This is a genomic window from Paenibacillus sp. FSL H7-0756 (assembly GCF_038006765.1).
Taxonomy (GTDB): domain Bacteria; phylum Bacillota; class Bacilli; order Paenibacillales; family Paenibacillaceae; genus Paenibacillus_AQ.
Genome location: NZ_JBBOVT010000002.1, coordinates 1205809 through 1218407, shown reverse-complemented (window position 1 = coordinate 1218407; position 12599 = coordinate 1205809). Strand labels below are relative to the sequence as shown.

The following is a 12599-nucleotide window of genomic DNA, read 5'->3' as shown; positions in this document are numbered from 1 at the left end:
GCACCTGCTGGAAAATCTCTTCAACACGAAGAGCCTGCATCGTTTGACACAGGTTGTTCGGTATTGTATTTTCCGCTATGCGCTTAGTTTATTTGTCATTCTGCAGGAGATGCGGGGGCAGCGGATGCTGATGCTGCACCAGCTCGGCTGCCCGGGTCTGAACATTCGCCAGTTCAGCTGAATATTCATCCGTCCACAGATCTCCCCTGGCCAGACGTTCCTTCAATTCGCAAATACAATGCGCCAGAGCGAGGTGTGCGGGCCGACTGAGCAAGGTGTACGTGGTGCTATTCTAATGATATCCTGCCGTATATGGGAGCATCCGTCCGAATGTTTACGAACCCTGTCTGCTGAGTTAGTCTCTTCTAAGCTCAGTACGGCTCACCCTGTGTAAGCCCGGCTGCTCCGCATTGGGTGAGCCGGTTCTTTCCCGTATAATAGTAGACGTTACGCCGGAAGTCATATTTGAGCGTACCCCGGCGTATGAACTCTAAGCATCAGGAAGGGAATGAAGAAACGTTGACTTATACGAAACTGTTGGAACGAAAAGGGGAAATTCTCAAGCGAACCGTGGAAACCTGGATCATGAAAGAGAATCGTGACGGGCTGGACCGTCAAGAAGCCCATATCTACAGGAATATGGTCAAGGAGCTTCATCAGAATGAGCAGGAACTGAATGTGGCGCGTGTGGAGGAACTGGATAAGAGCCCGGATTCGGACACGGATGGAGCAGCTTCCGCGCAGAGAGAGCTTGTATCGCAGGGTGTGTGAAACCGACAGCGAGAAAAGTTGTGTTTATACTAACTAATATAATGGAAAAAGCCGTCCGGAATTCGCGTTAGCGAAGCGGGCGGCTTTTCGCTGTGAATAAACTTCATGTCAAGGCAGCTTGATCCGGTAACAGCTTGCAGCAGTCACTTCAGTGCCCTTGGTCGTAGCGAAAGTATAGTGATCGCTGAAGGAGAAACGAATTCCGCTGCGAGTCACCCAATTACCGCTCACAGCAGCGATTTTGCCGTGGGAGATGGCGTGTTCAATCGTCAGCGCAGTGAGCTCTGGAACTGATGCTGACTTCTGGAGAACGGCAGATAACGGATAATGTTCACTGCCTACAAGTTCTACAGTAGAATTGTCGGTAAGCAGATGGCTTAATGTCTTGGTATCTCCAGTAATAAGAGCAACTGCTAAATCCTCAGCCAGCTTGTTCTTCGGTGAATTTCCGCACATGCCGCTTAATTGAATTTCCATAGCTTGTGTGCCTCCTTTGACAGTGTTTGAGCGAATGGCCTACAGCCTCACAACCCGCCGGTACACCAGGCAATCCAGCAGATCCTCCCATTCCAGCTCGCTCTCATAAGGGTCGCGGAAAGCAGTGGCGGTTGGGAGATACCCGAGAGCAACGCCCTGGCCGCCGTGCAGATTGCAGCCGCCGTCGCCGCCTTTACCTGTGATGCCGCCCTCAGTGAGGACCAGTTCCTTCTTATAGGGATCGCCGGGGAAACATAGCCCAAACCCATTCGGCTGCTCCAGCGGATACGGGTCGGAAGTATTGCCCTCAGCTGCTCGGGATACATGCCTGAGACGCATGGATTCGTCAATCTCGTCACCCCATGGGAACAGCGTCCGGGCGCCTGCGCCGTACAGATACTCCCATTCATCCTCAGTCGGCAGGGCGAAGCCCTCTGGCAGCTCCGCTTCGGACCATTCCTCGAACGATTCGCTGTCGTCGAACAGGAACACTACGACCTGATCACCTTCCCGTTCCAGCCGGAAATACTGGGAGTACTCATAGCTGGTGTGCGGCCCCTGCCGGAATTCCTCGATAGCCTGAAGGACATCCTCGTCCTCTTCCGGGTCCAGCCGGTCCAGCGGACACTCATACCAGCCTGCCGAAGCAGGCTGGCGCTGCACGAGCAATGGCCCGATCACAGCTTCGCGGACGGGAGACATCTCCGCATACATATGTAACTCTGAACGGCCCAGGGTCACCGAGCCGCCAGGCACGTACACATATTCACTGCCCTCGTACTTGAATACCCCTGTTTCCAGTGACTGGCCGTAACGTTCGAACCTCTCTAACCGCAGCCATTTGAAGCCGGCGGGCAACCGCTTAATCAGCTCTTGCATCGCGGTTTGCTTCTCTTCTACCGTTAATTGCCCCCACCCGGCACGGTCCCATGCTACCATATCATCCTCTCCTCCCGGGAATCGGCATTATCAGCCTCTTTACTGTCATTGTAATGGACAGCCCGGGTACTGGCAAACCCGACGGGAATGCTGCCGGGCACACCTGTTAGATAGCATCCATTTATAACCTGTCCTTATTGTCTGCGTGGTCATATAATAATTCAGGTTGGAACATTAATACATAGACAAAGAGGGATAGAAGTATGAATTCAATTCGACTCAAAATCTTCACAGGAGCATTTGCGCTTCTGCTGGCGGCACAGGTACTGCTTCCCGGGCGCTCATCGGCAGCAAAAGTCATTGAACAGCTCCCCAAGCCGGAATGGAGCTATACGCTGCCGGAGGGCCAAACCTTCTGGGGCACCATAGACAGCTTACAGAGCAGCAAGCGGTTATTCGTTCCAATGGTCAAGACAGTCACCGTCTCACCAGCCAAGACGAAGTCTTCCGGTATGCTGTACGCATCCATTGACCGCGTTTACGGTTCTAACAACTGGGTCTATGACTACTCCGACATGGCCAACGACAAGCCGTTTACCGCCCATCGTTTCTTTACGGCCAGTAACGGCTACAGCTATTTCTATAAAATGTGGGGCGGCAAACCCTATGATCTTACCGTTGTTGATCCGAACGGCAAACGGAAATGGACCAAAACCATAACCGGGTCCTATTCGCCGGTGGTGCTGGATAACGGGAATATTGTGATTCTAACCTTGGTTAGCGGCAATGTAGCTTCTCGTGGTATCACCGAGTACAATCAGGACGGGAAGGAGGTACGCAAGCTTAAGCTGACCGGCAAATGGGCCGCAGGGATGCTAGAAGTGCTTCCAAACGGGTATGTGGTGCATACTGAGTACGATAAAAATAAAGTTAGCGTATACCGGAGCCTGGGCGCTCTGACGAAACCGCTGGCTGCCTACACTGCTCCCAAAGCGTTGAGCGATCCTTACTTCCAGGTGCAGCTGCTCAGCGGCGGGTCTTTCCTGATCCAGATGAGTAGTAGGGATACATGGCTGCTACTTGGCTATGATGCGGGGGGCATCAAGAAGTGGGTCCGTCCCTTGAACAAAGCGGATCAAATCAATACGACAGGAAACAACTACCTGATTAAGAGCGACAACGTCTACAGACTGTACAGCAAAGACAACCAATTGCTTGGCAAGCAGCAGATCGGTGAAGCCGGGAACCGCGAATGGTACTACAGGATAACGCCATCGGGTGAGATTACGGTCGAGAAGCAGTACCAATGGCAGGAGCGTCCGGCTGTGATTGATCCTGAGACCTTTGAGGGAGATATAGCGAAGGAAGATTTCTATGTGCTGGACCCGGCCAACCTGCAGATTAAATATCATCTCTCCACAAGCTGGCATGACTACGAAACCGGGCATAATTACATTTATGCGGGAGGCGGCGAGCTGTACATTACGAGGAGCTATGCGCCTAAGACCATAAGCAAATATATGTTAAAATAGGACCGAGCCGAGCATATGCCTCCGAATGATAAAAACAACGCCAAGTGGGACGTCCACTTGGCGTTGTTTTGGCATATTCCGCTACTCCAGCTTGAACTGCCTCAGCTCTTCCTCCAGCTTCTGCGAGATTTCGCTCAGCTCTCTGGACAGTTCAGCGACCTGCTCAATACTGCCTAGCTGTTCTTGCGTGTTGGCGCTAACCTCTTCAGTGGAGGCGGAATTCTCCTCGGTAGTGGACGAGATGACCTCAATCGCCTGCAGAATCTCATCCTTGTGCTTGTGGACAATCGAAGTGTTATTGCTGATCTGCAGCATCCGTACCTTAAGCTCCTCCAGGTCGCTGTTCAAGCTGAAGAAGACCTGCTTCGCATTCTCGACAGATTTGGCATTCTCCTCCGCAATCGTAAGGTTAAGCGTAGTGTGTTCTACGGACAGACTTGTTTTTTCTTCAATGGCGCTGACCTTCTTGTAAATTTCCTCGGTAGCGCGGGCTGTTTGCTCGGCAAGCTTACGTACTTCACCGGCCACCACGGCGAACCCTCTGCCATGCTCACCTGCGCGCGCCGCTTCAATGGAAGCATTAAGGGCGAGCAGATTGGTCTGCGTCGCTATTTGATTCACTGTGCCTACAATACCCGAAATCTCATGACGGCTCAGATCAATATCCTCAATGAGCGATGACATCGCCTGTGTAGATCGGTGATTGTCTTCTGCAGCTTTGGAGAGCTGCTCCACCAAGTCAAGACCGGAACTGCTGAGCTCTGCTGAGTTCTGCACCATGGTTCCTACAGTCTGGGCATCACTGGTAATTTCGTCAATTTGATCCGACAATGCACCGGTTTTGTGAAGAATGCTCTCGGATTCAGCGGACTGGTAGTTGGTAGCATTCGCAATTTCATTGATGGCCGTAGCCGTTTCGTTCATGGTTATCGCAGTTTTGGTAGAGATGGCTTGCAGGTTGTGGGAGGATTGGGCCAACACCTGAGTCGTATTATGGATCACCTGAATCATGCCCTGAATCTTCTGGACCATGCCCGCGATGCCATGAGCAATCTGTCCGATTTCATTGCGAGAGGCGTCACTCAGCTGAACAGTCAGGTCTCCGTCTGCAATCCGTTTGATAGCGGCCAGCAGTTTTGGAATGGAACGTAACAGGTAGCGCAGTGTGAGATAACAGATGAACACCAGGACCAAAGCGGCGACAGCAAAACCGGTGATGGTCGTCCGGGTGAAGGATGTCAGTTCGCTAAGCGCCTCTTGCCGGGTAATGGTTAAGCCTACAGACCATCCGGTATCCTTGCTGGTGGCATAGCCGATATAACGGGGGGCACCATTATCATCAATGAGCGATACGCCAGATTCGCCGTTAATCATTTTTTTGCCGATGGCCCCGAGATCGCCAGGACTGTCTGTAATTTTCTCCTTCAGCACTTTGGCTTTATCCGGGTGGTAGAGAATATCGCCTGAGCGGGTAGCCAGAATGGAGAACCCGGTGCTTCCCAAGGAATAGCTCTGCATGATTTGCGGGATGTCGTCGAAGGCAATATCTGCGGCAATGAAGCCGATCATTTGGCTGCTCTCATTCAGAATCGGATAGAAAATGCCCATCAGCATTTTGCCGCTAATGACGTCGGCGTAAGGTTCAGAATAATAGAGACCCTTGGATTCGGATACGGGCTTGAAGTAGGGGCGGGCGCGGATATCGAAGTCTGATTTAGAGGTCAGACCGTCATTTTGGAGAAAATATCCCTTCCCGGATAACCCGGCCACCCAGGCATCGGCGAAGGAGGGCTCTGATTTTACAATGTCCGCCAGTGTAGCGAGTGCTTCTGCGGCGTGGGGGGAGGTGGTGATTTGCTCTGGTGTAGTGCTCTCAATATATTTTTGGAAAATCGAGTTGGTAGCCATTTGTTTGACCAGTGAGCCCTTCTCCTTAAACAAAGCATCGAACTGGCTGACAATTCCCTGCGTCTTGGTCATCAGCATCGACTCTTGCTGACTGACCAGAATGCTTCGGGTGCTGGAATAGAAGAAGGTACCCAGAATCGAGAAGACGACAAGAATAATGACGAGCAGTACAATGGCCAATGTGTTGGCAATGCTGGTTGAACGGACTGGCCGTTTTTGAATGAGCTGTGACATAGGTCATCTCCCGGATACGTATTAGAGCAAAGGCTCTTAGGTAATATGTCGGAATTTGGCGGATGTTCTTGTAGAGTGAAGCAGGTTAATTTTCATGAAAAAACCGGATGGGAAAATGATCCCAATCCGGTGTGGAATTTTATAAGAGTAGTGTCAGGTTAAATGATGGGGCATCCGCCGCAATAGCCATGATCCACTCTGAGCTTATAAGCCAGACAGCAGGTAGCTTTCACAGATATCGTATCATGCGGAGAGGCGGGGTCCGTCCGGAACTTGGGGGTGATACGCAGCGGATTGCTGCGAAGTCCGAATACCTCCGGTGTCAGCTCCCAGAGGGCAGCTTGGAATTGCCCGTGGATCAGGTTGCGATGGCATTCACTGGGAGCGTCAAGAGCATCCTCTTCGATAAAAGTATACAACTGATTATAGACATGTTTCCACAGCATCACCGCTTTGGTCTGTGAAGCCTCGGCAAGCGCGGCAATAACCGGTCGGACAACGCTGCTGTAGAACATGCCAAGCTCGCCGGATAATTCTTTTCCATCCCCATCACGTTCATAGGTCCCATTTCCCTGATCGTGGATAAGAAAGGCGAATTCGGGATACCCCTCCGTGCGGATGAGCTGCACAGACAGGTTATTCAGCCGCAAGGCATGAGCCAGCGGGTCTGCGGCTGCGAGCAGTGCGTATTTGGCTCCGCAGATCCCGGCGACCCATGTGCAGAAGATGGCTGCAGCGATACGCTTATCCTCTGTCCCGAGCATGGAAGCATAAGTGGTAAGCAGATATTCAGCTTGTGCAGGGCTGCATAATTCGGTCAGCGGTACAGTAGCCACTGCGTTCTCAACAGCTTTGGGGCGGATGTAGTAACGCTCAGCCCCCTGGAGTCTGTCAGTGTCACCCATCTGAAGTCCCCCTTTAATTGGAGTTGCCTTCAAAGGCCTGAAGCACCGCATCCACCGCATAACGGTTAGCCATTGGAGACATCCCCAAGTTGAACCAGTCCTTGCCGGCCATGGTGTAGACCTGGTTCTTTTTGACTGCCGTCATGTTCTTCCATAATGGGCTCTTCAGCAGATCGTCATAGGTTTTCTTCACCCCGGCATCATCCTCGTTATTCAACTGGAGGAAGATGTGATCGGGATTATACTCCGGCAGCTTCTCCAGCGAGATCGATAAGGAAGGATCATTAGCCGGAAAATTCGGGATCATCTCCAGCCCAAGCGTAGTGTGAAGGAATTTTCCGCGGTCAATCTGATCTCCGTAAAGAACGAAGCTGCCCGGCATAACCATCATGTACATCACCGTTTCATTACCCACCAGGTCATCCAGCTTCTGCTTGGCTTCTGCTTCCTGAGCCTCCAGATCCTTGATTACCTTCTCTGCAAGCTCCGTCTTGCCGAGCACTCCGGCGATATCCTTCAGCTCATCGCGCCAGTCATCGCGCTGCGGCAGCAGAACCGTCGGAGCGATCCCCGACAACTGGTCGTAATCCTTAGCCGACCACCATGTAGGAGCGAGGATCAGATCGGGATTGGCAGAGAGGATCATTTCGAAATTCGGGGTCTGGGCAATGCCCATCTTCAGCGTATCCTTGAACGGCTCCTGCAGATAGGTTGGGAACTCCTCCTGGTAGTTCTGCACAGCAACGGGAGTAACGCCTAAGGCCTGCAGGAATTCCGGGTAGACCACAGACAATCCAATCACTCTGGCCGGGTGGGCAGGGATCTTAATCTCGCCTTTCTCACTGTTGACTGTCCGGTAATCAGCTTCGGAGTCTGCGGCTACCTTGGCCTGTCCACTGTTGTTAGAACAAGCTGTCATTACCAATATCAACGCTATCGCCATGCAGAACACCATTCTTTGTCTCATCTGTCGCATATCTTCAATAACCTCCTGAGTATCAATACCTGTCTTCTCACCTGAGAGTGAGAATCAATATCACTGTTAGGAGTATAAAACAATCCGTCTGATTCGACTATTGACTATCACGCCAACATTTCATGTCCGATTACGCCATAGTGTCAGTGCGGAGTCGAGAGACAGCTCTTGGGTGAACGAGTTATACTCTGTCCAAGGGTAGGGAGGGAGGTGCCCAATACGTGAAAACCCTGCGGGATCAGGGGGCAGCAAGGACGCTCTGTCCCGGAATTTAGACCAGACGGCCTGCGAAGCAGCATCCTCATCCACAATGAACAGCAGCTTGTCCGCATCTGATGACCATAGCTCCTCCGGGGTTATGGTCTGATTACTTAGCTTACGGTCCACAACGGACGCCGGGATAAAATGCAGATCATCGTAGAACACCTCAGCTAAGCTTCGGGTAGACAGCACGGTGATAGATTGAGCGGATATACGGACAAGGAGCAGCTTGCCCATAGCGGGTCCTTGTCCCAATTTTACCCGGATGCTCTTGGCCTTACGCTCATAGTTATTCAGCCATGCCGCTGCTTCCGGCGCCCTGCCCACGCATTCTCCAATGAAGTGTAATTGCGAGCGCCAATCCTTCTCGAGCGGAGGCACGAGGAACGTGGGAGCAATTGCCTGGAGCTGCGGGAGCATCCACCGGCTTACCGAAGTCTCCAGCCCGAGAATGTAATCAGGATGGAGAAGAGTAAGCTGCTCTATCCATAGAGTATCCTCCCGGGCAAGCGGCAGCACCGCATCCGTCTCATATTTTCGCCGGTAATACTCAGCCCAGGGATGGTCCGCAGGAGCCGCGCAGGGAATAATATTCAGGGTCAGCAGCGCCCCGGTGAGGCTGCCATGACAAACTGCGATTTTGAGCTTGGCATTGCGCATGAAGGTGGCCGGTGCGACCCCGGTAATCTGCTTGAATTTGCGCCGGAAGTAAGGAACATCCTTGTAACCCACATAAGCCGCAATATCCTTCAGCTCATAATTCGTCTGCGGAAGCATCAGGCTCCTGGCTTGTCTGATCCGGTATTCGGTCAAGTACTCGATTGCGCTGAGACCATAGGTCTGCTTGAATAGCCGGATGAAATGCCTGACGCTGGTGCCTGCTTCAGCAGCAAGCAGATTGATGGATAGCTCTTCACGGTAATGCTGCTCTATATAGAGCTTAGCCCGCTCCATGGCAGTATCGGTATCGGTGGGCTGCATTTGTCCGGCACTGCTCAGCAGACTGTGCAGCAGCTCATAGAACCGGCTCTGGGCAAGCAGACGCTGCAAGGGGGCCGGGCTTCCCATATAACCGCTGATCAACTCACAAAGTTTGCTGTATGTAATCGTTGACTGAATGGCTATGTTTCCGCTCAGAGGGAAGGGGAGATGAAGCTCCGCCGGGCGGGTAGGTTGCTGTTCTTCTGATATACTATGCTGGCTATACACATCAAACCGCAGGGTGTAAACACTTTGTTCAGCTGTGTCCTCCATTGAAGCCTCGATTAATTGCCCCGGCAGACAGACGAACACACATCCCGCCTTCAGCTCGCAGTATTTACCGTCCACCGTGATGGAGCCCTGGCCCGCAATGGGAATTAGCAGCATGTACGATTCCACAAATTGCAGCCGCAGCGGCCACTCTCCCCCTGGATTACGGCCATGCATAATACTCCGAAGCCTGAACCACATCTGATCTAGCTCTCCAAAGGCTTTCGAAGGCGGGAGGCTATTCTTATCGTTCATTTGTTGCACCGCCTTTCTGCTATGTGCAGCTTAATTTCATGGAATTTATTATAGCTCACTTGGCAGACAGATCCTATTTGCAGAGCTACATTGTTGTAACTGATAATGGTTATCAATTATAATAATAGAAATGTACAGTGAACGGATAGCCAGGGGGAAGTTGATGTGAGACTTAGACAGGAAGACAGCATTCGGGCATGGAACCATGTACCGGTTAGAATCATGGATATCCGTCATGTAAACATGAGGCCGGGAGAGCAGCTAAGGTACGTTTTTCCGTCAAGTGTGTTTGTACTCACCAATCAGGGGGAGGCTGAGGTTCGGTTCGACGGGGACGGGCACACTCCAGAGTATGCGCATGTTATTCATGGCGGGAAGGGAGCCGTTCTGGAAATTGCATGTCTGGAGCAGACATTCGACTATTATCTCATCCTGTACAAACCGTGGACAGACACTCCCTTCACAGAAGCGGGAGGGGACAGACCTAGTCCTTTTCAGCAAAAATATACCTTCCAGGGGAGAGACCCATGGGTGATTCTGTCCCTGCTGGAGCGTATGCATCAGCTATGGAAGAGCGGCGGAGAGCTGGAACGGATGCAGGTGACCGGGCTGTTCTATCAGTTCGTAGCCGAGCAATTCCGTCAGCTTGCGCTGGCGGGGGAGCAGGAGCCGGAGACAGATCTGGCTGAGCAGATCGCCCGTTATATCAGGGAATTCTATCACCAGGCCCTGTCCATGAGCACAATGGCGGAGTTGTTTCATTACAGCACCCATCATTTGGTGAGGGTGTTTAAGCGCAAGTATCACTGCAGCCCAATGGAATATGTGAGCCGGACCCGGATGCAGCACGCCAGAAGCCTGCTGGCCGGGACAGATGCGCCGATCCGCGATGTGGCTGAACGTGTGGGATATACGGATTTCTATTATTTTAGCAGACTGTTCAAAAAGGTGTTCAGAGAGACTCCGGCACAGTTCAAAATGCACGCCCCGCTTCTGAAAGGTTCAAATCCTACCAAAGAAATGCCGGAATCGTTCATTGCTCCCCGTAAGGAAGCACGCTATATTGATATCGATGATAATCATTATCAATACAGAAGATGGAGTGTGAATGATTTGAAAGTTAGCCATAAGCCCATGTTTGCGATATCCCTCTTGATCAGCTTGTCTGTGATGCTTGCAGGCTGCGGGGGCGGAGATATGAATGCTGCTGAAGACAAGCCCAATAAGGTATTTACTGATGGCTTCGGCAGAAAGGTAGAGATTCCGGCGGAGCCCGCGCAGGTTGTGGCACTCGCATACGGCGGGTATATGCTTCCGCTTGGACTGAAGCCGGCAGGTGTCAACCAGGAGACACTGGATCAATACAAGGAAGAGATGGCAGATGTGGAGAATGTCGGAGCAGGCGTAGGCAGTGTGGAAGCGATCTCTGCATTGATGCCCGATCTGATTATTATACCGGATTATCTGGGGCAGGATGTCATTGAGACGTATGAGAAGATTGCTCCGACCGTAGCAGTAGCCTGGGGCGGTGACCCGGATGTGGTGAACACACTACGGACCATGGGCGAGATTATGGGCAAGCAGGACGAAGCGGAGAAGTGGATTGCCGCATTTGATAAGAAGCTGCAAGGCATCCGGGATACCATCAATGTGAAGCTTGATGAAGGTACTACCGCCATCTCCTTCGTAATCCATAAAGGGGAAGTGCTGCTTGGAGGCGAGGGTGGCACCTTAGGCAAGCTGATCTATCAGGATTTCGGCTTTACCATGCCTGAACAATTCAAGCAGTATGCTGACGGGGGAACGGTACTGTCAATGGAGATGCTGGTGGACAAGCCGGCGGATTACTTTTTCACGCAGATGACCGATGAAGAGCTGGCTGCCATGCGGGAGCTGTTCAAGGAGCCGGTCTATCAGAGCATACCTGCGGTGAAGAACAACCGGATTATCAACGTCTCACGCGACAACTGGAACAATGGGCCTTATACGGTGGAGCGGGGCGTGGATGCACTGATTGAGCAGGTGTCGAAGCTGCAGGAGTAGGCGGTATGGAGGAATTAGCTGAATAGGCAGCCGAAGACTTCGGCTGCTTCTTCTCAGGGTGCTATAGTTTTCTTACGCGTGCCGAGTTTAACAGAGAACTGATGCAAGGCTCTTGGCAGTCCGCAAAACTCTAAAACTCCTTGGTTAACTAAGCTCCAAATTCTATTGGTAATAAATGGACACCCTACGAATTGGTGCGAAGTATCAAATATTCTAGCGACTACACTCCCCGCGTTAATAAAGCCATTCTCATCTTGTTCTTGCTCTAGTTCAATGACGGAACTAATGATCATTTCGTCCAGTGCAGATTCCTCAGCGCCTTTCACAGAACGCTCCTTCCACAAACGGAGCACATGATTCTCACTTGAGAGCATTAGCCATTCTGATTCATACCGTCTTCTTTGACTAGGATCAAGAGGAACACCTTCATAATATTTTTTAACGATGATCTGAAAATGTTCTCTATCGATTAAACTACTCCAATAAGGTTTGAATTCTTCTTTGTTATGATTGCCTATAGTATTAAAGAGCTCTGTCACATTAACAACATTAACCGGCTGTTTCCGGTCTCTTAACAAATGCATTACGAAACGTAAGCCTGTTTGATCATGTGCGTTATCCGCGCACCAAATGACAATGGTTTTATTTTCGGGAATATTCTTTACAGCCTCTACTATTCTATCAAGCTGATGCTCGGGGTTATAGCTGACGTTTTCATCGTTTTCCGTCAACCAAACTAACCTATTCTGCTGTCCAGTTTCCGTATCCAAGTTAGTTATGGGTCCAACTGAGAACAATTCATTGAATGCCAAGACTTGGCAAAGCTCCCGCTTGCCGATTTTACTTAGCGCTACTTTTAATGAACCTGCATCAGAGAGACTGAAAACAAGATAAACATATTGTTGGAGTTCATCTATTTGCCGTTTATGGTTGTGAACCGCCTCAATATGATTTTGCACGATAGTAAGGAGTCCCTCTGCTAACTTTTTTTCTTCAATACTGCCGTTCGTTTGATAATGCTCTACTGTTTTTAATAAGTTGTAAAAGAAAAACCGCAGGTCATTTCCATCTAATTGATGTAGACGATCGTAGAGCTTCTCCATTGAT

The 12599-nt window shown here is 51.0% G+C and carries 11 protein-coding genes; 3 read left to right on the top strand and 8 right to left on the bottom strand.

Translation table 11 applies throughout. The annotated features are described in order from the left end of the window. Positions 1–88: 88 nt before the first annotated feature. Complete coding sequence (locus tag NST04_RS21940; protein WP_341186148.1) at positions 89–226, bottom strand: hypothetical protein; 138 nt, start codon at positions 224–226, stop codon at positions 89–91. 359 nt (positions 227–585) lie between these two features. On the opposite strand from NST04_RS21940, the gene NST04_RS21935 reads away from it, so the two are divergent. Continuing rightward, on the top strand, positions 586–771 hold the full coding sequence (locus tag NST04_RS21935) for a hypothetical protein (protein ID WP_341186147.1): 186 nt from the start codon (positions 586–588) through the stop codon (positions 769–771). A 108-nt stretch (positions 772–879) separates the two neighbouring features. Here NST04_RS21935 and NST04_RS21930 read toward each other — a convergent pair whose 3' ends face one another. Both NST04_RS21930 and NST04_RS21925 read right to left on the bottom strand, forming a co-directional pair. Continuing rightward, on the bottom strand, positions 880–1248 hold the full coding sequence (locus NST04_RS21930; protein WP_341186146.1) for a hypothetical protein: 369 nt from the start codon (positions 1246–1248) through the stop codon (positions 880–882). A gap of 39 nt (positions 1249–1287) precedes the next feature. After that, positions 1288–2187, bottom strand: coding sequence for an SUMF1/EgtB/PvdO family nonheme iron enzyme (locus tag NST04_RS21925; protein WP_341186145.1), 900 nt, complete (start codon positions 2185–2187; stop codon positions 1288–1290). A 203-nt stretch (positions 2188–2390) separates the two neighbouring features. On the opposite strand from NST04_RS21925, the gene NST04_RS21920 reads away from it, so the two are divergent. Further along, positions 2391–3659: a hypothetical protein gene (locus tag NST04_RS21920; RefSeq protein WP_341186144.1), complete on the top strand. Its 1269-nt coding sequence runs from the start codon at positions 2391–2393 to the stop codon at positions 3657–3659. 81 nt (positions 3660–3740) lie between these two features. Here NST04_RS21920 and NST04_RS21915 read toward each other — a convergent pair whose 3' ends face one another. The 4 genes from NST04_RS21915 to NST04_RS21900 all read right to left on the bottom strand — a co-directional run bounded on the left by NST04_RS21915 (position 3741) and on the right by NST04_RS21900 (position 9449). Continuing rightward, on the bottom strand, positions 3741–5801 hold the full coding sequence (locus NST04_RS21915; protein ID WP_341186143.1) for a methyl-accepting chemotaxis protein: 2061 nt from the start codon (positions 5799–5801) through the stop codon (positions 3741–3743). Positions 5802–5959: 158 nt separating this feature from the next. Further along, complete coding sequence (locus tag NST04_RS21910) at positions 5960–6706, bottom strand: (2Fe-2S)-binding protein (protein ID WP_341186142.1); 747 nt, start codon at positions 6704–6706, stop codon at positions 5960–5962. Between the two features lie 13 nt (positions 6707–6719). Then, on the bottom strand, positions 6720–7673 hold the full coding sequence (locus NST04_RS21905) for an ABC transporter substrate-binding protein (RefSeq protein ID WP_341186141.1): 954 nt from the start codon (positions 7671–7673) through the stop codon (positions 6720–6722). 129 nt (positions 7674–7802) lie between these two features. Continuing rightward, on the bottom strand, positions 7803–9449 hold the full coding sequence (locus tag NST04_RS21900; protein WP_341186140.1) for a helix-turn-helix domain-containing protein: 1647 nt from the start codon (positions 9447–9449) through the stop codon (positions 7803–7805). A gap of 165 nt (positions 9450–9614) precedes the next feature. Here NST04_RS21900 and NST04_RS21895 point away from each other — a divergent pair, with 165 nt between their 5' ends. Further along, positions 9615–11492, top strand: a complete 1878-nt coding sequence (locus tag NST04_RS21895; RefSeq protein ID WP_341186139.1) for an ABC transporter substrate-binding protein — start codon at positions 9615–9617, stop codon at positions 11490–11492. A 53-nt stretch (positions 11493–11545) separates the two neighbouring features. Here the strand turns inward: NST04_RS21895 and NST04_RS21890 are convergent, their stop codons facing one another. Next, entirely contained in the window at positions 11546–12595 is a 1050-nt protein-coding gene (locus NST04_RS21890) for a DUF1835 domain-containing protein (RefSeq protein WP_341186138.1), read from the bottom strand. Positions 12596–12599: the final 4 nt, after the last annotated feature.

Coding starts and splice junctions, on each gene's coding strand:
- NST04_RS21935 (WP_341186147.1), top strand. CDS start 586: ATGAAAGAGAATCGTGACGGGCTGGACCGTCAAGAAGCCCATATCTAC.
- NST04_RS21930 (WP_341186146.1), bottom strand. CDS start 1,248: ATGGAAATTCAATTAAGCGGCATGTGCGGAAATTCACCGAAGAACAAG.
- NST04_RS21925 (WP_341186145.1), bottom strand. CDS start 2,187: ATGGTAGCATGGGACCGTGCCGGGTGGGGGCAATTAACGGTAGAAGAG.
- NST04_RS21920 (WP_341186144.1), top strand. CDS start 2,391: ATGAATTCAATTCGACTCAAAATCTTCACAGGAGCATTTGCGCTTCTG.
- NST04_RS21915 (WP_341186143.1), bottom strand. CDS start 5,801: ATGTCACAGCTCATTCAAAAACGGCCAGTCCGTTCAACCAGCATTGCC.
- NST04_RS21910 (WP_341186142.1), bottom strand. CDS start 6,706: ATGGGTGACACTGACAGACTCCAGGGGGCTGAGCGTTACTACATCCGC.
- NST04_RS21905 (WP_341186141.1), bottom strand. CDS start 7,673: ATGAGACAAAGAATGGTGTTCTGCATGGCGATAGCGTTGATATTGGTA.
- NST04_RS21900 (WP_341186140.1), bottom strand. CDS start 9,449: ATGAACGATAAGAATAGCCTCCCGCCTTCGAAAGCCTTTGGAGAGCTA.
- NST04_RS21890 (WP_341186138.1), bottom strand. CDS start 12,595: ATGGAGAAGCTCTACGATCGTCTACATCAATTAGATGGAAATGACCTG.